Raw genomic sequence first — 26,840 nt, forward strand, 5'->3', positions numbered from 1 at the left:
TAAATATGGATCAGGATAGAAAAAATCATTGGGAAACCGTTTATAAAACAAAAAATCCAGATGAGGTGAGTTGGACGCAGAATGTTCCACAGACTTCACTGAATTTTATTCATTCTTTTGGATTGGACAAAACTTCCACAATTATTGATGTTGGTGGTGGCGACAGCAAACTCGTGGATTTTTTGCTCGATGAAGGATTTGAAAATATTACTGTCCTTGATATTTCGGGCAAGGCCATTGTAAGAGCTAAAAAAAGATTAGGTGACAAGGCACTAAAAGTTCATTGGATTGAATGTGACATTACTGAATTTGAGCCGAAAGAAGCTTATGATGTTTGGCACGATAGGGCTGCATTTCACTTTCTGACATCATCAGACCAGATTGAAAAATACAAAGCCTTGACCATGAAAGCTGTTAAGGGATATATGGTCTTGGGAACTTTCTCAGAAAATGGGCCAAAAAAATGTAGTGGTCTTGATATCAAACAGTACAATGAAACGCAAATGGAAGCCACGTTCAATGGTTTCGATAAAATCGAATGCAAGACGCAGGACCATACCACTCCATTTGGAACCACGCAGAATTTCATCTTTTGCAGTTTTAAAAGAAAACTGGATTAATTAGTAGAGAGTATTTCTGCACTGTTGCTGAGGTTAGAAATGATAAAAGCAATCAATGCTGGAAGAACCCAGCCCATTTGATGTTGGCTCAACGGAATCCAATTAACATAAGGTGAAATAGATTCCCCAAGCCCAATGCTTCCCAAAAAATCAGGAATGCTAAACAAGATGGTTGTCCACACCACATGTTTAAACACTTTTGGTGAACCCCATTTGTCCGGGACGACATTCAGTAAAATTAGAACAATGGTAATGGGATAAATAAACATTAGGGAAGGAACAGCTACGTTAATGATATATCCTACATCAAACTGACCTACCAATACACCAAGCAAGCAACCCAAAAATGCCGTAATTCGATAGGCAAAAATAGAATTGCCGAACCGCCCTTTAATAAAGTCCGAAGTTCCTGTCACGATTCCTACTGCAGTAGTAAAACACGCCAAGCTCACCAAAATACTGAGCAACATATTGGCAGTTTGCCCTAAAGTTTTGGTGCTAATACCTCTCAAAAGAGCGGTTCTGGAAATCTCTGAATCAAAAAACTCACCAAATAAGGAACCCGTTAATATTAGGCCTCCATACACCAAAAACAGGCCTATTCCAGCCCAAAGACCGGCTCTTCCAATCAATCTCCTTTTTTCTTCAAATGAAGCTGATTTTTCCTTTATGTTGATGGATATAATGATTACGGCTCCAACGACCACGGCCCCAATCGCATCAAAAGTCTGATAACCCTCTAAAATTCCAGAGCTAAAGGGTTGAACCATTTCAGAGGGCATAAAGTTAAAGTCCAAGGTAAAGACAGCTGTTGCTATCATGATTAATAAGATAATAAGGATGCCGGGAGTCAATAACTTTCCTAAAAGGCCCAAAACCTTGGAACGATTAATGGCAAAGACAAATACCAACATAAAATAGATAAGGCTGGTAAGCAATGATGATGAGTCCCAAAAGGGTTGAATTGCCATTTCATGGGTGACCGATGCGGTTCGAGGTGAGGGTAAGGCTATGGCAATGGCATAAATCAAATAGCAGTACACCACACTAAATAATGGGGATACTTTCTTGGCAAAATCGAAGAGGGTTCCCTGTAGTTTGGCATGGGCCATAATTCCCAAAATTGGAATAAGGACCCCTGAAATACAAAACCCGAAAGTGACCAACCACCACAAATCACCTGATTTGAAACCTAATAAAGGAGGTAAAACAAGATTTCCCGCCCCAAAAAAGAGGGAAAAAAGGGCAAAAGCAGTCACCGTTAACGATTTTTTACTGATGGGTTGTTGATAATTTGTTTTCAATATGGTATATTACGAAAGCGTTTTTGAGCGGAAAAAGATATCTTTTTATCGATTTTATGGTATTTCATCGAAAAAAATATTTTATGCGAGCAAGCATGAAATAAAAAGTTATCAACATCCGTTCCTATAAAAAGATGAACCTTTAAAAATCATTTTATATAACAAAAAATTACAAACCAATTTAAGCATTTTTCGAAGCCCCATTTCGCAAATCATCGCTTTTCTTCAAACACACACCAGCTTATGAAAACATCTACTACTCAGCATGGCAACAAATTTTCTTCTTTCTTTTGCAGTCTGTTCGGGCACCATTACACGGTTTCCAAAAAAGTAACGCAGCACATTAAAGAGTACAAATGTGTTCATTGCCAAAAAGAAGTCACCACGGATGTCAGCGGCAAACTTTCCGCATTGACGCCTCAAATGCAAGAGATAAACAGTACATTGGAAGACATGTACAGAAAACGAAAAAGTAGGGTAGTGCACCAAGTGGCATAGCCCTTTTTTATTTTTTAAAAGGCCCAAATCTTATCCCGGAAACTTAAGTAATTGCCTACTGCTAATGGTTGCGTGCCCCAATGCCATGATGTAGGGATGCCCTTGATTTTCGGGATTTTTTTATTCGCTGAACGAATTCCACCCTTGTGCTGTAATCGGAATTTTGGTCTCTGCCCGTGTAATCAAATGAATACCTTCACTCTTCTCCGTCATATGGCCAATTACCGTTAGGTTCGGGTTTCCTTTTATTTTTGTAAAATCAGCTTGATCAATGGTGAATAACAGTTCGTAATCTTCACCGCCGCTCAAGGCGATCATAGTACTATCCATTTTAAACTCTTCGGATGCGGAAATTACTGTGGGGTCCAAAGGAATTTTTTCCTCAAAAACATTGCAGCCCACTTCGCTATGCTTGCATAAATGCATCACTTCGGAAGAAAGTCCGTCACTGATATCAATCATGGAAGTAGGCTTTACCCCCATTTTTTTTAGTAAATCTATAATATCCTTTCTAGCTTCGGGCTTTAGCTGTCGTTCCACGATATAGGAATAAGGCTCAAGGTCGGGTTGACTGTTCGGGTTTACCTTAAAGACCTCTTTTTCGCGTTCCAGTACCTGCAGTCCTAAATAAGCACCACCTAAATCACCGGTTACTACTAATAAGTCGTTGGGCTTGGCGCCTTTTCGGTAAACAATTTCGTTCTCGTCCGCGGCTCCAATGGCAGTTACGCTAACAATCATTCCTCTGGTGGAGGAAGTGGTATCGCCACCGACCAAATCAACATTGTACAATTTACAAGCCAGGGCAACGCCTTCATAAAATTCTTCAAGAGCCTCTAATGGAAACCTATTGGAAATGGCCAAAGAAACCGTGACTTGGGTAGCCATTGCATTCATGGCATAAATGTCAGAAAGATTTACCATTACCGATTTGTACCCCAAATGCTTAAGGGGCATGTAGCTTAAATCAAAATGAACTCCTTCCACCAACATATCGGTGGAAAAAATGGTTTTTTTTCCGTTATAATCCATTACGGCGGCGTCATCCCCAACCCCGATTAGGGAGGATGGTTGATTGAGTTCAAAGTTTTTGGTAAGATGTTCAATTAGGCCAAATTCGCCCAATTTTTCCAATGAGGTACGTTCTTGATTCTTGTCTTCTAGCATTTTGCAAAAATAATGAGGATAATCGTAAATTCTGGTGTCGGACGGAACATAAAATTTTTTCCGTTGGAATTATGCTAAAAAGAAAAGGAAAACCATGCGATTCCAAGCTAGACAGGCTTTATCGAAAAATCAGACAACTTTTCCATAGGAAACACCTATGGAATCATTCGTTATATTAATGTTAGTTGCTATGGTAAAACCCTACTTATACTGTATATTTGTTGGCTATTTAGATTAAATACAAGTAAGATGATTAAGGTTTCAGAAACAGCAAGGCACAAAGTGGTGTCGCTCATGACCGAAGAAGGTTTTGATGCGACTACGGATTTTGTGCGTGTTGGTGTAAAGAGTGGAGGGTGCAGCGGATTGTCTTATGAATTGACATTTGATAATTCTGCAACAGATACAGATAAAGTTTTTGAAGACAACAATGTGAGAATCATTGTAGACAAAAAGAGCTTTTTGTATTTGGTAGGTACCACATTGGAATATTCTGGAGGTTTGAACGGTAAGGGTTTTGTTTTCAACAATCCCAATGCCCAAAGGACCTGCGGATGTGGAGAAAGTTTTTCATTATAAATTTTGACATAAAGCCTGTAATTGGCTAACTTAAAGATATATGGCTTATACAGAGGAAGAATTAAAAAAAGAGCTGGAAACCAAGGAGTACGAGTACGGTTTCTATACGGACATTGAATCGGATACCCTTCCCAAAGGGTTGAACGAAGACATCGTTATTGCCATTTCCAAAAAGAAGGAGGAGCCGGATTGGATGACCCAGTGGCGATTGGAAGCTTTTCGTGCTTGGAAGGAAATGGAAGAGCCAGAATGGGCCAACGTAACGTACCAAAAGCCCGATTTCCAAAATATTTCCTATTACTCTGCTCCAAATAAAAAACCTAAGTACAATAGCTTGGATGAAGTAGACCCAGAATTGCTGGATACTTTTAAAAAGTTGGGTATTTCTGTGGATGAGCAGAAAAAATTGGCAGGTGTTGCGGTGGACATTGTTATGGATTCCGTTTCTGTGGCAACTACGTTTAAAAAGACATTGGCAGAGAAAGGAATTATTTTCTGTTCCATTTCCGAAGCTATACAAGAACACCCTGAATTGGTGAAGAAATACTTGGGAAGCGTGGTTCCTCAAAAGGATAACTTTTATGCGGCATTGAATTCTGCAGTATTCTCCGATGGATCATTCTGTTACATCCCAAAAGGAGTAAGATGTCCAATGGAGTTGTCAACATACTTCCGAATCAACCAAGCGGGAACTGGCCAGTTCGAAAGAACTTTGGTAATCGCCGAAGAAGGGAGTTATGTAAGTTATTTGGAAGGGTGTACCGCTCCAATGCGGGACGAGAATCAATTGCATGCGGCGGTAGTAGAGTTAATTGCTTTGGACAATGCAGAAATCAAATACTCCACGGTTCAGAACTGGTACCCAGGGAATAATGAAGGAAAAGGTGGTGTTTACAATTTTGTGACCAAACGTGGACTTTGTGAGAATCATGCCAAAATTTCTTGGACACAAGTAGAAACAGGTTCTGCTGTAACGTGGAAATATCCATCTTGTATCTTAAAGGGAGATCATTCCATAGGAGAGTTTTATTCCATTGCGGTGACCAACAATTTTCAACAAGCAGATACCGGAACAAAAATGATTCACTTGGGTAAAAACACCAAGAGCACCATTATTTCCAAAGGTATTTCCGCAGGTCAATCCCAAAACAGCTATAGAGGTTTGGTGCAGGTGAACAGCAGGGCAGAAAACGCGAGGAACTTTTCGCAATGTGACTCCCTGTTGATGGGTAACCGCTGTGGAGCCCACACATTCCCTTATATTGAAGTAAAAAACAAAACAGCCCAGATAGAACACGAGGCTACCACCAGTAAAATTGGTGAGGATCAGATTTTTTATTGTAACCAAAGAGGAATCGACACCGAGAAAGCCATTGCCTTGATTGTAAATGGTTTTAGTAAAGAGGTATTGAACAAACTACCGATGGAGTTTGCTGTTGAAGCACAAAAACTATTGGAAATCAGTTTGGAAGGTTCTGTAGGATAAAAGAATAGATTCATGAAAAAAATACTTTTATCACTTTTGATCATTAGCGCCTTTGCTTGTAAACAGGCCAAAAAAGAGACCGCTAAAACGGAAGAAGCGACGGAGGAATCTATGGCGCCCGAAATAAAGTTTTATGCATTCAACGGAGGTACGGTGAGTGCCAATATGTTGGAATTATTTTCGCAGGATACTACGTACACTGGGCAATCCAAACAATTTGCCGATGCTTTTTATGTAATTGTTCATCCAAAGGGAACCTTGATGTGGGACGGAGGATTACCCGAAAGTTTAGTGGGCATGGAAGAACCTTATACCTCTCCTGATGGAGCTTTTACCGTATCAAGAAAGGATTCCGTGGCCAATCAATTGGCAACTATAGGGATGACTCCAGGGGACATTGATTACTTGGCTCTTTCCCATACACATTTCGACCATGTAGGTCACGCCAACGTCTTTACTGAATCAACTTGGTTGGTGCAGGAAAAGGAATATGACTTCGTGACCAGTGCGGGGAACCAAAAGAGCAATCCAGATATATATGCCGCAATTAAGGACTTGACCAACATAAAAAAAATTGCCAATACAGATTATGATGTGTTTGGCGATGGAACGGTTGTTATGAAATTTATGCCGGGTCATACCCCAGGCCATCAAGTACTTTTCGTAGACTTGGCAGAGTACGGTCCACTGCTGCTATCCGGTGATATGTACCACTTTTATGAAAATCGGGAATTTAGAAGAGTTCCTATTTTCAATTTTGATGTAGCACAGACCAAAGAAAGTATGGCAGCTTTTGAGAAGTTTGCCGACGATACAGGAGCGCAAGTTTATTTACAGCACTCCAAAGAAGATTTTGAAAAATTGCCAAAGGCACCCAACTATTTAAAATAATATTTGAAGAAGAATAGCATGCTAGAAATCAAAAATTTACACGCAAGCGTAGAAGATAAGGAAATCCTTAAGGGAATCGACCTAAAGGTGAACGCAGGAGAGGTACATGCCATAATGGGACCCAATGGTTCAGGTAAAAGTACCTTGGCAGAAGTAATCGCTGGTCAAGAAGAATTTGAAGTAGGAGAAGGAAACATCCTATTGGAAGGAGAAGATTTGGAAGAGCTTTCTCCAGAGGAAAGAGCTCACAAAGGTGTGTTTTTATCGTTCCAATATCCTGTCGAAATCCCAGGGGTGTCCGTAACAAACTTTATGAAGACTGCCATCAACGAATCTAGAAAAGCACAAGGTCTGGAAGATATGCCAGCCAACGAAATGCTAAAAAAGATTCGTGAGAAGTCCGAGATGTTGGAAATTGACAGAAAATTTCTTTCTCGTTCTTTGAACGAAGGCTTCTCCGGAGGTGAAAAGAAACGTAACGAAATCTTCCAAATGGCAATGATGGAACCCAAATTGGCCATTTTGGATGAAACCGATTCCGGATTGGATATCGATGCCCTTCGAATTGTTGCCAATGGTGTAAACAAATTGCGCAGCAAGGACAACGCCATCATCGTGATTACACACTACCAAAGATTGTTGGAATACATTGTTCCCGATTTTGTACATGTACTCTACAACGGTAAAATTGTGAAATCAGGAACCAAGGATTTAGCATTGGAACTGGAAGAAAAAGGATACGACTGGTTAAAAGAAGAAACAGCGGTTTAAAAACAGATGTAAGACTTCAGACATCGGATTTCAGAAAACTTATAGCTGGAAGCTGACAACTGATAACTGAAAAAATATGGATTTAAAGGAAAAATTAGTCTCCTCTTTTATGGCTTTTGAAGATGGATTGGATTTAGACCATCCAGTACATGAAGAACGTAACATTGCCATTAAGAACTTTGAGACAAAAGGCTTCCCTACAAAAAAGGATGAAGCTTGGAAGTATACTTCGTTAAAAGGCTTGCAAAAAATCGATTTCAGCATCTTTCCAAAGCAAGAAACTGCCTTGGAGTACAAAGATGTCAAGAAGTACTTCCTTCACGACATAGATACCTATAAGATCGTATTTGTGGATGGGGTATACAGCTCATATCTATCGGAAACCACGCACGATGGTGTCGATGTTTGCCTGATGAGCTCTGCATTCAGTAAGCCCATGTTCCAACAGGTAATTGAAGTATATTTCAACAAAGCGGCCTCCAAAGATGAGTCGTTGACCTCGTTGAACACTGCTTTCAGTAAAGAAGGAGCCTATATCTACATCCCAAAAAATAAAATGCCCAAAAAGCCTATCCAAATCTTGCATTTGGCCACGGGCAACGAGGCAGCCTTGATGTTGCAACCACGTAACTTGATTGTAGCAGAGGACAACGCTGAGGTGCAGATTATAGAACGTCACCAAAGTTTGACTAGCAACGAAGTCTTCACGAACTCCGTAACAGAGATTTTTGCAGGAAAGGATGCTATTGTGGACTACTACAAAGTTCAGAATGATGAATCTACCGCTTCTTTGGTGGACAACACCTACATTTCACAAAAGGACAGCAGTGTCGTTAGGGTACACACCTTCTCCTTGGGAGGGAAACTGATCCGTAATAACCTGAACTTTTATCAAAACGGGGAACGTATCGATTCTACTTTGAAAGGAGTCACTATTCTGGGCGACAAACAACACGTGGACCATCACACTTTAGTGCACCATGCACAGCCGAACTGTGAGAGCCATCAAGATTACAAAGGAATATTTGGCGACAGTTCCACAGGGGTTTTCAATGGGAAGATTATAGTTGACAAGATTGCTCAAAAAACGGATGCCTTTCAGCAGAACAACAATATATTGTTGAGCGATAAATCGACCATCAATTCAAAGCCCCAATTGGAGATTTTTGCGGACGATGTAAAATGTTCGCACGGATGTACCATTGGTCAGTTGGATGAGGAGGCATTATTCTACCTAAGATCAAGAGGAATTCCTAAGAAAGAAGCCAAAGCCTTGATGATGTATGCTTTCGCCAATAATGTTTTGGAAAGTGTTCGTATACCAGAGCTTAAGGCGCGAATCAACAAGATTATCGCCGATAAATTGGGTGTGCGTATGGGTTTTGACCTATAAGCTGAACTATTTTACCGTAACCTTATAATGATAGAGACCACTTTGGACATACAGGCCATTAGAAAAGACTTTCCCATCCTCCAAAGAGAGGTCAACGGAAAGCCTTTGGTGTATTTGGACAATGCAGCAACTTCGCAGACACCACAGCAGGTAATCGATTGCATTGTTGATTACTACCAAAACTACAATGCCAATATCCACCGTGGGGTACATACCTTATCACAAGAGGCGACCGATGTATACGAAACAGCACGTCAAAAAATCCAGAAGCATTTTAATATAGCCCATTCTTATGAGGTGATTTTCACTTCGGGAACCACGGACAGCATCAATTTGGTGGCCAATGGATTTACTTCATTTTTGAAAGAAGGAGATGAGATTCTGGTTTCCGCTATGGAGCATCATTCCAATATTGTTCCGTGGCAAATGTTGTGTGAGCGAACAGGTGCGGTATTAAAGGTGATTCCAATGAATTTGGATGGAGAATTGGTGATGGAGGAATACCACAAATTGTTGTCCGAAATGACCAAGTTGGTATTTTGTAACCACGTTTCCAATGCCTTGGGAACCATCAACCCAATAAAAGAAATCATAGATGCTGCCCACAAAGTAGGAGCAGCCGTTTTAATTGATGGTGCACAGGCAGCAGCCCATATCAAAGCGGACCTGCAAGCCTTGGATGTTGATTTTTATACCGTTTCTGCCCATAAAATGTGCGGACCCACTGGAGTTGGAATGTTGTACGGAAAAGAAGAATGGCTAAAAAAATTACCACCCTATCAAGGAGGAGGTGAAATGATTGCCGAAGTAACTTTTGAAAAGACTACTTATGCCGACCTGCCCCACAAGTTTGAAGCAGGTACGCCAAACATCTGCGGAGGAATTGCCTTTGGAGCCGCTTTGGATTATATGAATAACATCGGCTTAGACGCTATCACCCAATACGAAGATGAGTTGGTGGAATATGCCACTGAACAACTGCTCACCATTGACGGGTTAAAAATTTACGGAACCGCAGCACACAAAACTTCGGTAATATCCTTTAATATAGAAGGCGTTCACCCCTACGATATTGGTACTATTGTGGACAAATTGGGGATAGCTGTCCGTACAGGGCACCATTGCGCACAACCTATCATGGATTTTTATAAGATTCCAGGAACGGTAAGGGCGAGTTTTAGCTTTTACAATACCAAGGAAGAAGTGGATAGGTTGGTGGAAGGCGTAAAAAGAGCCAGAAACATGTTGCTATAGCCTAACAGTTATCTTTATCTTAAAGACTTGAATTGCAGCTTTCCGAGTTGTATTTTTGAACAAAATCATCGCATGACCATAAAAGAAATACAGGAAGAAATAATAGACGAGTTTTCCATGTTCGACGACTGGATGCAGCGTTATGAATATATGATTGAGCTTGGAAAGTCGCTTCCATTGATAGAAGAGCAGTATAAGACCGATGATAACCTGATCAAAGGTTGCCAAAGCAAGGTTTGGGTACACGCCGAACTGGATGGCGATAAATTAATTTTTACCGCAGATAGTGACGCCATTATAACGAAAGGGATAATTGCCATATTGGTTAGGGCGTTCAGCAATCAAAAACCACAGGATATAATTGATGCCGATACGCAATTTATAGATGAAATTGGTCTCAAAGAACATTTGTCACCAACCAGGGCAAACGGATTGGTAAGTATGATCAAGCAACTAAAGTTGTACGCGGTTGCCTATCAAACACAGTTAAAATAACATAGAATGAGCGAAGAAACCACAATAGATACACAAGAACTGGGCGAAAAAATCGTGAAAGTTCTCAAAACAATTTATGATCCGGAAATCCCTGTTGATATTTATGAGTTGGGTTTGATTTATGATGTATTCGTGAACGAGGAATACGAAGTGAAGATTCTGATGACCCTTACATCGCCCAACTGTCCTGTTGCCGAAACGTTACCTGTTGAGGTTGAGGAAAAGGTAAAATCCATTGATGTGTTGAAGGATGTAGAAGTGGAAATCACTTTTGACCCCCCTTGGACCCAAGAATTGATGAGCGAAGAGGCGAAATTGGAATTGGGACTTTTGTAAGTCCTTTTGAAACCAAGAACAGATGACCACAAGACAGATTGATAGAATTATTGAGATGGCTTGGGAGGATAGAACTCCGTTCGAAGCTATTGAATACCAATTCGGCCTAAAAGAGAATGATGTTAGGGAGGTAATGCGGAGCAATCTCAAACGTTCATCCTTTGAATTGTGGAGAAAACGCGTAAAAGGAAGAAAGACTAAGCATCAAAAAACATCTTCTTCCAGAAGGTTTAGGTCCCAAAACCAAAAGCTGTAATTGATTCTAGAGTTTAAGTCTGACTACTGAAATATTATGTCTGAAATTATAAATAGAGTGGCCCAAAGCAAGTTGATAACCTTCAACTTGGAGGATTATTACCCCAAAGGGGAGCGAAAGGTGCTAGACATTAAAGATTGGTTGTACGAAGGCTTTATTTTACGAGAAAAGGAATTTCGAACCCACGTGGAAGAGCACGATTGGACGACCTACCAAGATGCCTATGTAGCGCTTCAATGCTCTACTGATGCCATAGTTCCGGGTTGGGCCTTTATGTTGATTGCCTCCCGATTGCAGCCCTATGCCAAAAAGGTAGTTCAAGGGAGCTTGGAGAACCTTGATACTGCTCTCTACCAAATTATTTTGGAAAACTTGGATGTAACCGATTTTGTGGATAAGCCTGTCATTATAAAAGGGTGCTCCAATAAACCAGTACCAGAAAATGCCTATCTCATGGCAGTGGCCAAAATCCAAGAAGTGGCCAAAAGTGTTATGTATGGCGAAGCCTGTTCTTCGGTGCCGCTATTTAAAAGAAAAAAGTAATTTTATTTCTCAGATGTCTGATGCCCGTTCCTGTCATTCTGATTGTCCCGACAACTATCGCGGGCGAAGAATCTATTATTTTAGGTTAAGGGTTACTTGGAAAGTATGCAGCAGTTAAGTAGGGAGTTATTACAAATGGATAATTGTTTATTGTTGACTGTAAATTGTTTTGATACGAATAGCACGAACTTTATCCAATATCTTATCTGAATTCTGAGGTCTTAAATCGGATATCTGATTTTTGTAAAGGAGTTCAGGACAAAAAAACCACCGAAAGATGCCAGGACCCTCCGGTGGTAAAATATTAGAATTTTAACTTCTTAATCTCTTGGGAAGTATGCTGTTTATTGGCAGATGACACCTATATCCCCATCAAAGGTCCAGTTGTACGAACTTATGAGGGTCTCCCTGGCATCAGACGCTTCGGAGCCTAAACAACAGGGTACATTAGTAGCGCCTACAGTTACATTTTCTTGGAACTGAGTTTGTTAAGAAAGCTCGCCACATTCAATTAAGGTATTCCCATAGTTTTTGGCAGACATATCTGAATTATTGAACATGCCGCTCATATTGGTAACTCCGGAAACATCCCAATTACCCAGATCTCCGTTAAAACTAGAAGCATTGTTGAACATATTCATCATTGCTGTTACCTTACTCGTATCCCAATCACCAATGGGCCTATTAAATGATGTGGCTCCATGGAACATGTTGGACATATCTTCTACATTAGAGGTGTTCCAAGATCCAACAGCTCCGACAAATAAAGTGGCATCCCGGAACATGGAAGTCATATTTGTAATCGAACTTACATCCCAGTCACTGATGCCACCACCAATGAATTCGCTACAGTCAGCAAACATCCATGAAGCATTGGTAACATTGGAAAGGTTGGGAATATCTTCAGCATTGTATTTCATGTTCTCACAACCGGAGAAAGCATTTTCCATGCTCTTCCATACAATATCCCCCCACTTGTATATGCTCTGTAGCTTATGGGCGCTACCATTGTTATCCATGTAAATGGCAGGAAAAACGCCCTGTATGGCAACATGATAGGATTTTTGTACTTCATATTGATGTTCAACGGTAGAGCTATTGGAAACAGATATTTCCTCTACGGTTCCATCTCCCCAATTTATGGTTAAGTTGTACTCTAAATTATCATTGAGACCAATGATGAGGATATCTCCATCGAAATCAGTTGTCCATTGAGCAGAAAAAGTGGAAGGGTCTTCATGTGTGGTGAGGTCTCCTACGTTGATAGTGACCATGGTGCCCACAGGCCCTAATTTTGGCGTAAAGCTGGTGATGTTAGTTGTATTTGCCGTTGGTGTGCTGGGTCCGTCGTCCTTACTGCAGGACCCTAATGTGATAATTGTAATTGGTGATAAAAAAAGAGTTCTAATTTTCATAACAAATTGTTTATGGGATTATTTTAAGGTGCAAGATGTGGTTTTGTTCAATAATTTTATGGCACGATCTGACGGATGCCCCGTTTAGGTTGAGGGATGAAGAATTTTCAATTGACGGTGACCAATTCTCCATGCGGAGTACATGTTGTTGCTTTGAGCACAACTAAGAGATTTTATTGTAGGGGTTAGGAGTCAGACCTTTGATATCCAAAATATAAAGTCATGAATCTTGGCTTTCAAATCCAAGACCTGTTATATGCTGAGATTAATTATAGTGAATTGACAATTGGAAATTGTTCAATGTAAAAGAGTGACATTTCTTACTTTTACGGTTCTAAACATTAAACTCCATACTATGAAAAAATTGCTAATGGCCTCCTTGGCTATTTTTGTGGTGTCGTTTGCCACCGCACAAACCGAAGAAGAAATCAAAGCTGAAATGGGACCAAAAAAAGATTCCATTGCCGCTATACAAAAAAGGGTTGATGCCCTTCAAGCCAAATTGGATGCGCTGCCAGGCTGGAAAATTGGTGCTTTTGGAACCATTGGAGGTAGTATTTCAGAATTCAACAACTGGTTCGCACAAGGAATCCCTAACAACTCATCTGGAAATATTGGGTTTACTGTCAATGCTTTTGCCAATCTTCAAAAAGAAAAGTTTTTTTGGAGGAATGCCGCCAACGTAAACTTGTCTTGGGTAAAGTTGGATGACAAAGACGACCCAACCGATAATGATAGCTTTCGTGAGGCTACCGATGTGTTCAATATTTCATCTTTATATGGTAGAAAACTGAGCGAGAAATTTGCCATTTCTGCATTGGCAGAGTATAGGACCACAATTTTGAGCAATTTCAACGACCCAGGTTATCTTGATTTGGGTGTGGGTGCCACTTGGACCCCAATCCCGGACTTGGTTGTTGTGATGCATCCGCTCAACTACAATTTTGTGTTCAGTAGTGAGGATACCATTTTTGAATCTTCCATGGGAGCCAAAATAGTGGCAGATTATACCAAACAAATTGGGGCGATTAGTTTTAAAAGTAACTTGTCCATGTTCCAAAGTTATAAGAGCGGCGATTTAAGTAATTGGACATGGACCAACTCTTTCTCTTACACGCTTTGGAAAATGATTGGTGTCGGGTTCGATTTTGGGTTGAGAAACAACAAACAGGAGACCTTGAATTATATCGTAAACAATGCGCCAACACCAGACCCTGATGCTACCTTCGATACTATTGACAATGAACTACAGACCTATTGGACCTTGGGACTTAGCTACAAGTTTTAAAAGCATTGAACATACAAACAAAAAAAGCCCTCGATTAAGAGGGCTTTTTTGTGGGGTGAAAAATGTTTTTCGTGTTTTTAAGACCATGGTCTAAGTAGGTTAAGATCTGTAAAATCTGTGCGTGACACTAAAATGACTTAAAAACAATGTGAATGTAGGTCTATTGTGGCGAGACCCTAAATTTTTGTTGTGAATTGGCCGGAAAATGTTGTGAAGCATCCAGTGCATGCAGTTCGTCGAATAAGCTAGCCCTTAAACCATAAAGAACTAATACTCGTCTAAATGCTCCGGATACAAAAAGTTGTTATATGGAAAACGGGTTACATGGATATCCCGAACCGCATCATAAACACGTTTTCTGAACTCGTCCATATTTTCCTTGTTCAATGCCGAGATAAATAGCGCTTTGTCCCCAAGTTTGTTGAAATACGTTTTTTTCCATTCTTCAAGAGTGAAATGAGCAGTGGTTCTTTCTGTCACCAAATCATCATCATCAATGGTTTCTGGAGTGTACTGGTCTATTTTATTAAAAACCATGATACAGGGCTTATCCGAACTGTCTATTTCATCCAAAATCTGGTTTACCGAGTCAATATGCTCCTCAAAATTAGGATGCGAAATATCCACCACATGGAGTAAAAGGTCAGCTTCGCGAACTTCATCCAAAGTACTTTTAAAACTTTCCACCAATTGGGTGGGCAATTTTCTAATAAATCCTACCGTATCGCTCAACAGAAAGGGAAGGTTCCCGAGGACTACTTTTCTAACTGTGGTGTCCAGCGTAGCAAAAAGTTTATTTTCCGCAAAAACATCGCTTTTGCTGATCACGTTCATTAAGGTGGATTTACCAACATTGGTGTATCCGACCAAAGCAACCCGAACCAAAGAACCACGGTTGCCACGTTGGGTCTCCATTTGGCGGTCTATTTTGGCAAGTTTCTTTTTAAGCAATGCAATTCGGTCACGAACAATACGTCTATCCGTTTCAATTTCCGTTTCACCGGGACCACGCATACCAATACCACCACGTTGTCTTTCCAAGTGGGTCCAAAGGCCGGTCAAACGAGGTAAAAGATATTCGTATTGAGCCAACTCAACTTGGGTCCTGGCATAACTGGTCTTGGCCCTTTGGGCAAATATGTCCAGAATCAAACTGGTTCTATCCAGAACTTTACAGCGTAGTAGTTTTTCAATATTGTTCTGTTGTGCGGGAGACAATTCATCATCAAAGATTACGGAACCTATTTCATTCTCCTTTACGAATTGGCGCACCTCCTCCATTTTCCCACTTCCGATATAGGTTTTGGGATTGGGAACATCAATACGTTGCACAAATCTTTTTTCGACCTCGCCACCGGCAGTGTAGGTCAAAAATTCAAGCTCATCCAAGTACTCCTTTACCTTTTCTTCATTCTGGTGTTGATTCATTACACCAATGAGTACCGCCTTTTCATATTCAATCGACTTCTTTTCTAGCATCAAATGGATTTAGAATGCAAATCTACACAATGTTTTGGAAGCTGTTTGGTGCTTTTCGCCTTTTAAGGGCTGATGAACAGGGGAAAAGACTATAATTTAATTGTATTGTTCCCTATCTTGATGCCCTAAACCAAACTAACCCAACATAATGTTTAGAATGCAACCTCTCCCGAATCCAAAACATACACATTTTTTAAAGTATCTCTCTGGCTTTTTATTGATGGCCATCTTGATTCCATTCGGACTCAAGGCACAAAATCCATCCATTCCAGATCCCGATGATGTAATCGGTTTTGAAATAGGTTCCGATTTTCATTTGGCCACCTATGAGCAATCCATTGACTATTTTAAAAAGTTGGATGCCGCAAGTGATTTGGTAGAAATGCGGGAAACCGGAAAAACTTCAGAAGGCCGCACGTGGTATTATGTTTTGATTTCCTCCAAAGAAAACTTGGCCAAGATTGACCACTATAAGGAAATCTCGCAGAAATTGGCCCATCCCAAAGGGATGTCGCGCGAAGAAGCCCAGAACCTGGCAGAGGAAGGCAAGGCCATTGTGGATTTAAGTGGCGGTTTGCACGCTTCTGAAGTGGCAGGGGCACAACACATTATTACATTGGCCCATCAAATTGTAAATGAGGCGGATTCCAAAAAATTTAAACCTATTCTGGATGATGTTATTTTGGTATTATGGCCATCGTTAAATCCGGACGGGCAAGATATCATTGCCAATTGGTACATGTCCAATGTGGGAACACCTTATGAAACTGCCCGAACACCATGGCTCTACCAAAAATATGTGGGTCACGACAACAACCGTGATGCCTATATGCTCAATATGTTGGAATCTCGGGTAGTGGGTAGAACCTGGCGCGAATGGGAACCCAATGTTATTCATGTCCACCATCAATCCTCTCCATTTCCCACCCGAATTTGGTTGCCGCCTTTTGCTGAGCCTATTGCTCCGCAAACCCCACCCATTGTGGCTCGTGAAGTTAACATGATCGGGATGGCCATGGCACAGGAATTGGAAACCGAAGGCTTGCCGGGAGCCGTTCATATGGGAAAGGGTTTTGATGCATGGTACCCAGGTTATATTGATTACTTGCCTGCCATGCAAAATATACCTTCGTTTTGGACAGAAACGGCATTGTACCGATACGCTACGCCATATTTTTATACCATTAAGGATTTTCCTAAACACAGAAAAGATTTGCGGGTAGAATCGCTATATAACAGTCCATGGAAAGGTGGCTGGTGGCACTTGAGCGATGCCATGCAATATATGCAGACGGCTTCCATCGCCGTGTTGGATTATTCTGCCAAATACAAGGAAACGCTTCTTTTTAATAAGTATCAAGCCGCAGTAACAACCATCGAAAAATATAAGAATGAGCCGCCCTATGCCTATATCATACCACAAAAACAAAGAGACCCGTCTCGTCCGGTAGAATTGTTGAAACGCTTGGCTTTTAATGGAATCAAAATATCGCAATTGAATAAACCGATGGAGTATTCTGGCGCGACATATCCCAAGGGAACTTGGGTGATACCAATGGACCAAGAGTTTGCAGAAATGGCACGACAGGTTTTGGATGTGCAAGTATATCCAGATTTAAGGGAGTCGCCCGATGGCCCACTTGAGCAACCCTATGATGCTGCCGGGTGGACGCTTCCTTTTCAGATGGAAGTCGATGTGATTACAGGAACACTTCCCTTGCCGGATGCTTTTAGGGAAGCATTGACCCCTGTTGAAGGTACTCCGTTAGAAACTACAGATGATGAGGAAAAGGACCTCAACAAAACAGATTTTACGCCTGGTGTCGGATTTGATACCGATAAAGTAGCGGCTGGAATTAAGCCATTGCCAGGTACCCTCCGTGGCAGTGGAAGCACATTATGGTTAGATCCAACAGAGAACAATATTTTCCGCGTATTGGCAGAGGCCATGAAAGGTGGTTTAACCGTTAGCTATGATGCCGACACCAGAAAATACGGTGTTAGAGGTGCCTCTCGAAGTAAAATCAGTCAATGGATTAATGATTATGCAATTAATGGGAAAATGGGATCAGGCTCAGGTGATGCCAATGTAAAAGCTAGAATAGGAGTGTACCGTCCATGGACTGCAAGTATGGATATGGGATGGACCCGATGGTTGCTTGATAATTTTGGGTTTCCCTATTCATCTGTTCGTAATGCGGATTTTATGTCCAACAATTTAAAAGACCGTTTTGATGTAATAGTGATGGCCTCCGAGTGGCCGGGCTCCATTGAAAACGGATTGGAACCCGGTTCCGCTCCGCCACAATATGCCGGAGGATTAGGCGAATTGGGAATACGCAACCTGAATGCTTTTGTGGAACAAGGAGGTACCTTGATTACCTTGAACAGAAGCTCCAATTTTGCGATTAATGCTTTGCATCTCCCTGTTAAAAATGTAGTCGATAAGGTTGATAGGGCCAAATTCTTCACAGGTGGGTCCATTATGCAGTTAGAAACAAACCCACAACACCCTGTGATGGCAGGAATGCAAGACAAGGCAAATGTGTTTGTCTATAATAGTCCCATATTTATCACTCTCGATGGCTTTAAAGGTGAGGTTCTAGCTAAATATCAGGAAAATGGTTCTCCGTTAATGTCTGGATTCTTGGTAGGTGAAAAATACATGAATGGAAATGCCGCCGCTTTGGATGTAAAGCATGGCAAGGGGCACGTGCTCCTTTTTGGATATCAACCTCAATGGCGTGGTCAGCCAATGGGCACGTACAGAACACTTTTTAGTGCATTGTTGTATGCCAATAAATTATCGGATGTAGTGCGTGATGTACCTGAAGAATGGCAAACATTGACAAATACGTCAACACCGGAAAAAGAAAATAGTCAAGATTAGATAAACTATAAAAGCAGGAGAAGAATTGCAAAAGCAGGAGAACAGGCATACCGTTGCATTTTATAATCTCGAAAATTTTTTCGATACCAGGGACGACCCCTATTTGCTCGATGATGATTTTACTCCTAAGGGGTTTAGAAAATGGAACAAATCAAGATTTAGGAAGAAGGTCAAGAAGATTTCCAAGGCAATCTCAAAAATTGGATTGGATGATAGTGGGTATCCTCCGGTTTTGCTCGGTATGGCAGAAGTGGAAAATAAGGGGGTCATCCAAAAGATGTTACAATCCAAAAGACTTAGGGATATAGACTATGATGCCATTCATTTTGATTCACCTGATGAACGTGGCATCGATACGGCACTTATTTATGATAAAAAACACTTTGAGGTACTGGATGCCGAGACCATTCCTTTGATGGTACAAAACACTAATGGTGATCGAGACTTTACCCGGGACATTTTGTATGTGCACGGCAAATTACATCAAGAAGAGATTCATGTTTTTGTAAACCATTGGCCCTCCCGAAGGGAAGGAGCTAAGGAAACTAGTTATAAGCGTATCAAGGCAGCAGAAACCATCCTGCAGAAAATTGAAGGCATACAAGATGACCATCCCAACATTATTATAATGGGTGATTTAAACGATGACCCAAATTCAGAAAGTTTACAAACCCTAATGCGTACTGGAATGTTCATCAACCCAATGAAACAATTGTTGTCTCCTTTTGAAGGAAGTGCCAACTATAAGGGTAAATGGAGTTTGTTCGACCAAATATTGCTAACCCATAGTTTTTTAAATTATGAGGCAGGTACTCACAGTTTTATAAAGGCGAAGATATTTTCACCTCGATTCTTAAAAGAGTGGAAGGGTAGATACAAGGGAAACCCATTCCGAACCTTTGCTGGAAAGAAATATTTAGGTGGATATAGCGACCACTTTCCGGTTTATATTGTTTTGGATGAAAACAAAATTTAGTGTAAGAAAAGAGTTACACCACATAAAAGTCAATTTTCACAACATAATGAAGTAAAACACTATGTATTTCATCGAATAAAGTAGGAATTTTATCGATGATTCGTACATGTCTATTTATATTCGTAGTCCAAATCTTACCTTAACTTAACTATGGACTACAGATTTCCTTTAGGGCTCAAGGGAGTAATCTTCTCCATCATAATGTCGCTTTTAAGCGCTGTTCACGTACTTGCTCAAACCAAAAATGCAAAAGAGCAAATACGTTCTTCCTACAATCAAGGGAAAATGTCTTCTTTTATTTCCGAATTGGAAATAGAGCACCAAACGAAACTTAAAAAAATAGGTGATTTGGTAAGGTCCAAAGGACTTAAAGCTTCAGAGAAAAAAAATAACGGTATCCAAATAGCACTTAAAGATATCGGTACCGATGGCACTCCACTATATTATACTACACTCAACGATCCTGCTTCCCAGACCTCTAGAGCACACACACTTTACGATAAAGGACTGTTGAATTTAGGTTTAACCGGAACCAATATGGAAGTAGGTGTTTGGGATTCGGGAGTAGCATTGACTTCACACCAAGAGTTTGATACCCGTGCAAAGAATGCCGATGATGCCGATGAGGTAAGCTTACATGCTACTTTGGTGACAGGTAATCTTATTTCAGCCGGTGTGGAACCCAATGCAAAAGGGGTTGCATACGGTGCGCAAGCATTGACCCATGATTGGAGCCGCGATAAAATTGAGGTGGCGGAAGCAGCGGCAAATGGACTTTTGTTGAGTAATCATTCCTATGGTATTTTATCTGATAGAGTGCCTGATTGGTATTTTGGCGCTTACATTAAGGTTACACAAGATTGGGATAGGATAATGTACAACGCTCCTTATTACTTAATGGTAACTGCTGCTGGAAATGCGCAAAACTCCTACGATAACGAAGCTCCAAATTATGGTAAAACAGCTGACGGTTTTGACCTTTTGTTAGGCTTTACCACAACTAAAAACGGACTTACCATTGCAGGTGCCAACACAGAGATTGATAGTAACGGAGAATTGAAAAAAGCTTCAGTTGCCGGATATAGTAGTTTTGGACCTGTAGATGATGGCCGTGTAAAACCAGACTTGGCTGGCGATGGTGGTGATATCCTTTCCACAAGTTCTACAACTAACAGTAGCTATCAAGTTTCCGCAGGAACTTCTATGGCCGCACCTGGGGTTACAGGTTCCCTTTTGTTATTGCAGCAGTATCACGAGGAACTTTTTGGTTCTTTCATGAAAGCAGCAACCCTAAAAGGACTTGCACTCCACACTGCCGATGATGTGGATGCCAAAGGACCCGACTATAAAATGGGCTGGGGCATAATGAATGCCAAATCAGCGGCCGAAGTGCTTCAAAATAGAGAATACACTTCATTGGTAAATGAAGAATCCCTGTTGGATGGCGAGACATTTACTTTAACTGTAACAGCAATTGATGGTGAGGATTTGATAGCTTCTATTTCGTGGACAGACCCAGAGGCAGAAACTGTGAACAGAGGTGAACTTAATAGTGTAACTGCAGCTTTGATGAACGATTTGGATATCAGGATTACTAAAGATGGGCAAACTTACATGCCATGGAAATTAAACCCGGCCAAAGCGAATGATAGTGCTACTAAAGGTGACAACAAAGTTGATCCCTTTGAACGTGTTGAGGTAGAAAATGCAAGTGGCACCTATACGATTACTATTTCTCACAAAGGGAGTTTAAAAAATGGACAACAGGACTTTTCCTTGATTGTTTCAGGCGCACAAGTTTCTAATTGCTCCATTGAGACGCCTTCAGGTATTGATTTGGAAAACTCCACAAGCGAGGGTTCTACTATTTCTTGGAACGAAGCAGAAGAAACTTTGTTTGAAGTACAGTACAAGAGTATTGATTCAGATGTATGGGAAAGTGAACTTATTTGGGAAAACAGTTTTGAGCTTGCGTCCTTTGAAGAAGGGAAAGTGTACGAGGCCCGTGTGCGTTCCATTTGCACCGAAAACGCAGTATCGGAGTTCTCAGAAACCATTGAGTTTGAATTCCAAGGTGAAGAAACAACCTTGATTGAAAACACACCTTTATTTATCCCACAAGAATTGAATGTCTCTGTATTTCCGAACCCAGCCGTAGACTATTTGAACGTGAATGCCGAACTGTCCAAAGATGCCGAATTTTCTATCGTAACCACTTCAGGAAACGTGATTAAAAAAGGAAAAACGCAAGGTTCCATTAATGTAGCTTCGTTATCTTCTGGTTTATATGTTTTGGTAGTTCAGGATTACTCCGGAATCAAGAGTACTAAGTTTTATAAAAACTAGTCGCAGGCTCAATTTACAGTTTCCAATAACTAATTTTCGCAATAGATTCTTCACTAGGTTCAGAATGACATTGCTTATTGCTTAATTGGGTATGGCTGTAAGTTCGAGCGCAGTCGAGAATTTTTTCGTCCCTTTTACCTTTGACCAGTCACCCTTTACCCAATAAAACGTCAAACTTTTTTAATCTCATCATCGTCCAAGCGCTCTTCATTTCGCAATCGTAAGAAAACTTGTGCAGTGGTCACCACATCCAATTCGCAATAGGTCACAATTCTGTCCAAGTCATTTTCCTTATAGAATACATCTTTCACCATGCCGCCATCCATATCTTCCTTGGGAGAGGGAATTCCGAGCACGTAAGCCAATAGTTTTAAGGAAGTGTAATGTTTGTAGTCGCCAAACTTCCAAAGTTCCATGGTATCCAGATGAGGCACTTCCCACGGTTTTTTCCCAAATAAATCCAGTTTGTAGGGTAGGTTGATGCCATTTATTACCATTCTACGAGCGATATAGGGAAAATCGAACTCTTTGCCATTGTGCGCGCACAAAAGGTGCTTCACTTGGCTAAAATGGTCTTTGAGCAATTGTTTGAATTCTCTCAAAATTTTGATTTCTTCACCATAAAAAGAAGTAACCCGAAAATTTCGATTTTCTCCTTTGTGAATAAAATAGCCTACGGAAATACAGACAATTTTACCAAATTCGGCCCAAATTCCGGCACGCTCATAGAATTCCTCAGCAGTGAACTCATCTTTGCGCTGGTACTGCGTTTTCTGTTCCCATAATTGCTGGGCAGTTTCATCCAAGTCGCTAAAATGTTGTTGTTGGGGTACGGTCTCGATATCCAAAAAGAGGATATGCTCCAGGTTAAGTTTATAAAGCATGGTAAAAAATTAAAAGAGAGTGGTCTGCTTTGCAGGGCTCTCGTGTTCCAATAACCATTTTTTTCTATGCAGTCCACCTGCATAGCCTGTGAGGCTTCCGTTGGTTCCTATTACACGATGACAAGGAACCACAATCCAAAGTGGATTTTTGCCATTGGCCGAGGCTACTGCACGAATGGCCTTTGCGTCACCGAGTTGTTTGGAAAGTTCCAAATAAGAAATGGTTTTTCCAAAAGGTATTTTTAACAGAGCATCCCAAACTTTTTTCTGAAAATCGGTGCCCGATGGATTTAGCTTAAGGTCAAATACCGTTCGGTCTCCATTAAAATATTCTTGAAATTGTTTAACAGCATCCTTTAAAACTTCAGGAAATATACCAATAGGTTTTTTATCGTCCAAAACAGTAATGGATGCAAGGCCATTTTCATCGCCTATTAACTCTGCTGTTCCAATAGGAGTCTGTATATAAGCAGTTTCCATTACTCTATTTCATCTTCATCTTCAATAATTCCTAAACGCTTAGCTCTGGCGTGCCAGTTCTTTCTAGCAAGCTTTTGAAGGTCTTCTACGTTGTCACTTTCATCCATGATCTCGAATCCTAGCAAGGTTTCGATCACATCTTCCATAGTGACCAATCCACTTACCGAACCATACTCATCCACAACCAAAGAAATATGCTCTCTCTTCTGCACAAATTTTTTAAAAAGTTCATTAATGGACTTGCTTCGGTTGGTGACCAGTAATTCTCTTCTTATGGTAGCCAAAGTTTCATTTCCTTTTTTATTGATGATGGCTTCCAACAATTCATCTTTTAAAAAGAAACCGGTAATGTTATCCATGCGGTCTTTGTACAATGGAATTCTTGAAAAGCGCAAGGGTCTATTTTTTTCAAAAAACTCTTTTATCGGAGTGTCCTCAGATGCCACTTTCATTACGGTTCGCGGTGTCATTACATCTCGTGCCAGTATTTCATCAAAATAGAGCAGGTTTTTAATCATTTTGGATTCTGACTCCTTGAAAACTCCTTCTTCATGGGCTATTTCCGTCATTGCACTAAAATCTTCACGACTCAACACGCTTCCGTGCTCTCCTTTGGCACCGACCAGTTTGGTAAAGAGTTGTAACAACCACAATAGCCCTGTCCATTTTAAGACGAAAACCATTGCTTTCAATGCTTTTGAAGTAAAGTTGGCCAATTGTTTCCAAAAAGTTGCTCCTATGGTCTTCGGAATGATTTCTGAAGCCACCAGAATCAATATCGTCATAAGGGTCGATACGATTCCGACCATAAGGTCTTCGGTAAGGGAGAACCCAAAAATGGAACGTTCAGTACTTCCGTACATTTCTGCATAGGCAACTTTCGCCTGAACCCCCACTAGAATGGCTCCTACCGTATGTGCAATGGTATTTAGCGTAAGGATGGCAATGAGTGGTTTGTCCACATCCTTTTTAAGGGTTTCCAATGTGGCCGCATACTCTTTTCCTTCTTGCTTTTTTACATTAATGAAAGTGGGCGTAATGCTCAACAACACCGCTTCCAAAATGGAGCATAAAAACGAAAAGAAAATGGAAATAAGGGCGTAAAATAATAGTAGTCCCATAGAATGGCAGAATCTTTAGTACCAAGATAGGGAATAGGAATTAATTTTGAATGTTTAATCCCGTTGCTTTATAAAAAACATCCTGAAGTGCAGTTCGTATGTTAAGTTCGTACAAGTTTCGGTGTTCTCTTGACGGATATACCCGATTGGAAAGAAAAATGAATGTCAATTTATTTTCGGGGTCTGCCCAGACAAAAGTTCCCGTAAAACCGGAATGTCCAAAACTTTTGGGGCTCGCCAAAGGGGAGGGGTAAGCTTCTTCCAAAGGAAGTTCGGCATTGTCGAGCAAAGGTTTATCAAAACCCAATCCTCGTCGATTTTCATTTTCCGGATACTGCACTTCTGCAAATTCTTTTACGGTTTTGGCCGAAATGAGTTGCTTGTCATCCACCTTGCCATAATTTTGATAAAAGAGCATCAATTTGGCCAAGTCATCTGCTGTGCCGAACAACCCCGCATTGCCCGAAACACCACTTTTGAGCGATGCATTTTCGTCGTGCACCCAACCTTTTACCAAGGATTTTCGAAATAACGTATCCACTTCTGTGGGGACAATGGGATTCACATAGTTATTTTCTTTGGGCAAATATCCCAAGGTATGACAACCTAAAGGTTGATAGAAATTTTTATCCAAATAAGCTTGATAGTCCATTCCTGTGAGTTGCGCTATCAAACTTGGAAAAATAAGAAAAGTAAGCCCTGAATATTTGTATTTCTTCTCCTCCGAAACCTTGGACCGATTAATGATGCGGTTCATTTTGCGCTCGAACCGATTATTGATGTATAGACCATCATACACATGTCCTTCAAATCTTTTATTGGAAGAATTGTGAACAAAGCGTGTTTTGATTTTGCCATTCTTCCGAAGCACCTTTTGTAGAAAAACAATATAGGGTACCAAACCGGCCTGATGCGCTAAAATTTCGCGCAAAGTAAGGTCTTTTTTGTTCTTACGGTTTGTCCAAGGCTTCCAATAGCTGCTGAAGGGCTTGTCCAAATCGAGCTTTCCTTCGTCCACTAATTTCATCAAGGCAGGTAACGGCCCCGAAATTTTAGTAACGGATGCCAAATCATAAAGGTCGTTCAAGGCAACAGGTTGCACACTATCGTAGGTATGAAAACCATAGGCTTTGTGAAAAATTATGGTATCGTTCTTGGTGACCAAAAGTTGTGCTCCCGGAAATGCCAAACTATCGATACCCATTTCCATAATGGAATCCACCTTTTGGTTGATGAAAGCTTCATCAAACCCTAACTTAGAAGGAAAGGCGTGGATAAGTTCGCGTTGGGCAAATGCAAATGGCATCACTAAAGTGATGAATAGGAACAAAACCGCAAATTTTTTCATTTGGTTGAGGTTTAGCCCAAAGTTCGGATAAAATCCTTTGCAAAATAACTGGCAATGATATTGGCCCCTGCTCTTTTTATGGCTGTTAGCTGTTCCAACATTACAGCATCATGGTTTAACCAGCCTTTTTCGGCAGCGGCTTTTACCATGGCATACTCTCCGGATACTTGATACACAGCAACGGGAACATCTACATCGTTTCGTATTTCTCGAACGATGTCCAAATAGCACAATCCAGGTTTCACCATCACGATATCTGCCCCTTCGTCAATGTCCATCTGAGTTTCTTTGATAGCTTCATACCGATTGGCATAATCCATTTGATAGGTTTTCTTGTCCTTTGGCACATTGGCTATATCCACAGGCGCGGAATCCAATGCATCACGGAAGGGACCATAAAAGGCGCTTGCGTATTTAGCGGAATAGGCCATAATGCCCGTATTGATGAAGCCTTCGTCCTCCAAGGCTTCTCGGATGGTCAAAATTCTACCGTCCATCATGTCGCTGGGTGCAACAAAGTCTGCTCCTGCTTTGGCATGGGATACACTCATTTCGGCCAATACTTCGGCAGATTCATCATTCAGGATTTGCCCTTCGGCCACAATACCATCGTGTCCGTAAGATGAAAAGGGATCCAGCGCAACGTCCGTTATCACCAACATTTGTGGACAGGCGTTTTTCACCGTTTTTATGGCACGTTGCATCAAACCGTTAGGGTTTAAAGCCTCGGTTCCTTTGTTATCTTTGAGTTTATCATCAACCTTTACAAAAAGAAGCACGGAACAAAGTCCCATTTTCCAAAGTTCCTTCACCTCTTTCTCAAGATTGTCCAAACTCAGTCTAAAATAATTGGGCATGGAGGGTATTCCTTCTTTGATTCCCTTTCCTTCGGTAACGAACAAGGGCACCAAAAAGTCGTCTGGTGTCAAAGTAGTTTCCCGAACCAATCTTCTAATGGATTCGGATGCGCGAAGTCTTCTGTTTCGTATAAGTGGATACATATGTTTAGTTTTAAGCTGA

Annotated in this window: 25 protein-coding genes; 16 read left to right on the forward strand and 9 right to left on the reverse strand. The window is 40.9% G+C overall.

All coding sequences use genetic code 11. From position 1 onward, the window contains the following. Nucleotides 1-5: 5 nt before the first annotated feature. Nucleotides 6-620 carry a class I SAM-dependent methyltransferase gene (locus D2V08_RS06745; RefSeq protein ID WP_119607282.1) on the forward strand — a complete coding sequence of 205 codons (615 nt, stop codon included), beginning with the start codon at nucleotides 6-8 and terminating at the stop codon, nucleotides 618-620. Here D2V08_RS06745 and brnQ read toward each other — a convergent pair. After that, nucleotides 617-1,924 (reverse strand): branched-chain amino acid transport system II carrier protein, encoded by a 1,308-nt coding sequence (gene brnQ, locus D2V08_RS06750; RefSeq protein WP_119607283.1) that lies wholly within the window; start codon nucleotides 1,922-1,924, stop codon nucleotides 617-619. The two genes, D2V08_RS06745 and brnQ, sit on opposite strands and share 4 nt — an antisense overlap. Nucleotides 1,925-2,167: 243 nt before the next feature. Between brnQ and D2V08_RS06755 the strand changes: the two genes are divergently transcribed. Further along, nucleotides 2,168-2,422, forward strand: a complete 255-nt coding sequence (locus D2V08_RS06755; protein WP_119607284.1) for a DUF1660 family phage protein — start codon at nucleotides 2,168-2,170, stop codon at nucleotides 2,420-2,422. 120 nt (nucleotides 2,423-2,542) lie between these two features. On the opposite strand, the gene thiL is transcribed toward D2V08_RS06755, so the two are convergent. Then, nucleotides 2,543-3,589 (reverse strand): thiamine-phosphate kinase, encoded by a 1,047-nt coding sequence (gene thiL / locus D2V08_RS06760; RefSeq protein WP_119607285.1) that lies wholly within the window; start codon nucleotides 3,587-3,589, stop codon nucleotides 2,543-2,545. A 249-nt stretch (nucleotides 3,590-3,838) separates the two neighbouring features. On the opposite strand from thiL, the gene D2V08_RS06765 reads away from it, so the two are divergent. The 10 genes from D2V08_RS06765 to D2V08_RS06810 all read left to right on the forward strand — a co-directional run bounded on the left by D2V08_RS06765 (nucleotide 3,839) and on the right by D2V08_RS06810 (nucleotide 11,593). Then, nucleotides 3,839-4,168 (forward strand): HesB/IscA family protein, encoded by a 330-nt coding sequence (locus D2V08_RS06765; protein ID WP_119607286.1) that lies wholly within the window; start codon nucleotides 3,839-3,841, stop codon nucleotides 4,166-4,168. A 40-nt stretch (nucleotides 4,169-4,208) separates the two neighbouring features. Further along, complete coding sequence (gene sufB / locus D2V08_RS06770; protein WP_119607287.1) at nucleotides 4,209-5,654, forward strand: Fe-S cluster assembly protein SufB; 1,446 nt, start codon at nucleotides 4,209-4,211, stop codon at nucleotides 5,652-5,654. Between the two features lie 12 nt (nucleotides 5,655-5,666). Further along, nucleotides 5,667-6,545, forward strand: a complete 879-nt coding sequence (locus tag D2V08_RS06775; RefSeq protein WP_119607288.1) for an N-acyl homoserine lactonase family protein — start codon at nucleotides 5,667-5,669, stop codon at nucleotides 6,543-6,545. 18 nt (nucleotides 6,546-6,563) lie between these two features. Next, a complete protein-coding gene (sufC, locus tag D2V08_RS06780; protein WP_119607289.1) occupies nucleotides 6,564-7,316 on the forward strand; it encodes a Fe-S cluster assembly ATPase SufC in 753 nt (250 codons plus the stop codon). 76 nt (nucleotides 7,317-7,392) lie between these two features. After that, complete coding sequence (sufD, locus tag D2V08_RS06785) at nucleotides 7,393-8,709, forward strand: Fe-S cluster assembly protein SufD (protein ID WP_119607290.1); 1,317 nt, start codon at nucleotides 7,393-7,395, stop codon at nucleotides 8,707-8,709. A 27-nt stretch (nucleotides 8,710-8,736) separates the two neighbouring features. Next, nucleotides 8,737-9,963 (forward strand): aminotransferase class V-fold PLP-dependent enzyme, encoded by a 1,227-nt coding sequence (locus tag D2V08_RS06790; RefSeq protein WP_119607291.1) that lies wholly within the window; start codon nucleotides 8,737-8,739, stop codon nucleotides 9,961-9,963. A 72-nt stretch (nucleotides 9,964-10,035) separates the two neighbouring features. After that, entirely contained in the window at nucleotides 10,036-10,458 is a 423-nt protein-coding gene (locus D2V08_RS06795) for a SufE family protein (RefSeq protein WP_119607292.1), read from the forward strand. 6 nt (nucleotides 10,459-10,464) lie between these two features. Continuing rightward, nucleotides 10,465-10,794, forward strand: coding sequence for an iron-sulfur cluster assembly protein (locus D2V08_RS06800; RefSeq protein WP_100816841.1), 330 nt, complete (start codon nucleotides 10,465-10,467; stop codon nucleotides 10,792-10,794). A 22-nt stretch (nucleotides 10,795-10,816) separates the two neighbouring features. Continuing rightward, a complete protein-coding gene (locus tag D2V08_RS06805; RefSeq protein WP_119607293.1) occupies nucleotides 10,817-11,050 on the forward strand; it encodes a TIGR03643 family protein in 234 nt (77 codons plus the stop codon). Nucleotides 11,051-11,086: 36 nt separating this feature from the next. Then, nucleotides 11,087-11,593, forward strand: coding sequence for a DUF2480 family protein (locus tag D2V08_RS06810; protein WP_119607294.1), 507 nt, complete (start codon nucleotides 11,087-11,089; stop codon nucleotides 11,591-11,593). A gap of 488 nt (nucleotides 11,594-12,081) precedes the next feature. On the opposite strand, the gene D2V08_RS06815 is transcribed toward D2V08_RS06810, so the two are convergent. Beyond that, nucleotides 12,082-13,008 carry a BspA family leucine-rich repeat surface protein gene (locus D2V08_RS06815; RefSeq protein WP_119607295.1) on the reverse strand — a complete coding sequence of 309 codons (927 nt, stop codon included), beginning with the start codon at nucleotides 13,006-13,008 and terminating at the stop codon, nucleotides 12,082-12,084. Between the two features lie 355 nt (nucleotides 13,009-13,363). On the opposite strand from D2V08_RS06815, the gene D2V08_RS06820 reads away from it, so the two are divergent. Beyond that, nucleotides 13,364-14,296, forward strand: coding sequence for a DUF3078 domain-containing protein (locus D2V08_RS06820; protein ID WP_119607296.1), 933 nt, complete (start codon nucleotides 13,364-13,366; stop codon nucleotides 14,294-14,296). A gap of 267 nt (nucleotides 14,297-14,563) precedes the next feature. Here the strand turns inward: D2V08_RS06820 and hflX are convergent, their stop codons facing one another. Beyond that, nucleotides 14,564-15,775 (reverse strand): GTPase HflX, encoded by a 1,212-nt coding sequence (gene hflX, locus D2V08_RS06825; RefSeq protein ID WP_119607297.1) that lies wholly within the window; start codon nucleotides 15,773-15,775, stop codon nucleotides 14,564-14,566. Between the two features lie 157 nt (nucleotides 15,776-15,932). Here hflX and D2V08_RS06830 point away from each other — a divergent pair, with 157 nt between their 5' ends. The 3 genes from D2V08_RS06830 to D2V08_RS06840 all read left to right on the forward strand — a co-directional run bounded on the left by D2V08_RS06830 (nucleotide 15,933) and on the right by D2V08_RS06840 (nucleotide 21,987). Beyond that, a complete protein-coding gene (locus D2V08_RS06830; protein WP_220473384.1) occupies nucleotides 15,933-18,665 on the forward strand; it encodes a M14 family metallopeptidase in 2,733 nt (910 codons plus the stop codon). A 25-nt stretch (nucleotides 18,666-18,690) separates the two neighbouring features. Further along, nucleotides 18,691-19,641 carry an endonuclease/exonuclease/phosphatase family protein gene (locus tag D2V08_RS06835; protein WP_119607299.1) on the forward strand — a complete coding sequence of 317 codons (951 nt, stop codon included), beginning with the start codon at nucleotides 18,691-18,693 and terminating at the stop codon, nucleotides 19,639-19,641. A gap of 150 nt (nucleotides 19,642-19,791) precedes the next feature. After that, nucleotides 19,792-21,987, forward strand: coding sequence for a S8 family serine peptidase (locus D2V08_RS06840; protein ID WP_119607300.1), 2,196 nt, complete (start codon nucleotides 19,792-19,794; stop codon nucleotides 21,985-21,987). 170 nt (nucleotides 21,988-22,157) lie between these two features. On the opposite strand, the gene D2V08_RS06845 is transcribed toward D2V08_RS06840, so the two are convergent. Genes D2V08_RS06845 through hemB form a run of 5 tightly spaced genes read right to left on the reverse strand, consistent with a single transcriptional unit; the run spans nucleotide 22,158 to nucleotide 26,821 of the window. Continuing rightward, the gene (locus D2V08_RS06845) at nucleotides 22,158-22,871 is read right to left on the reverse strand and encodes a 3'-5' exonuclease (protein WP_119607301.1); all 714 of its coding nucleotides are present in this window, start codon (nucleotides 22,869-22,871) and stop codon (nucleotides 22,158-22,160) included. 9 nt (nucleotides 22,872-22,880) lie between these two features. Then, nucleotides 22,881-23,351, reverse strand: a complete 471-nt coding sequence (locus D2V08_RS06850; RefSeq protein WP_119607302.1) for a methylated-DNA--[protein]-cysteine S-methyltransferase — start codon at nucleotides 23,349-23,351, stop codon at nucleotides 22,881-22,883. After that, entirely contained in the window at nucleotides 23,351-24,472 is a 1,122-nt protein-coding gene (locus tag D2V08_RS06855; protein ID WP_119607303.1) for a CNNM domain-containing protein, read from the reverse strand. Before D2V08_RS06855 ends, D2V08_RS06850 begins: the two co-directional genes overlap by 1 nt. A 40-nt stretch (nucleotides 24,473-24,512) precedes the next feature. After that, nucleotides 24,513-25,820, reverse strand: a complete 1,308-nt coding sequence (locus tag D2V08_RS06860; protein WP_119607304.1) for a serine hydrolase domain-containing protein — start codon at nucleotides 25,818-25,820, stop codon at nucleotides 24,513-24,515. 11 nt (nucleotides 25,821-25,831) lie between these two features. Beyond that, nucleotides 25,832-26,821 (reverse strand): porphobilinogen synthase, encoded by a 990-nt coding sequence (hemB, locus tag D2V08_RS06865; RefSeq protein ID WP_119607305.1) that lies wholly within the window; start codon nucleotides 26,819-26,821, stop codon nucleotides 25,832-25,834. Nucleotides 26,822-26,840 lie beyond the last annotated feature (19 nt).

Source organism: Flagellimonas lutimaris, assembly GCF_003581615.1.
Classification (GTDB): Bacteria; Bacteroidota; Bacteroidia; order Flavobacteriales; family Flavobacteriaceae; genus Flagellimonas; species Flagellimonas lutimaris.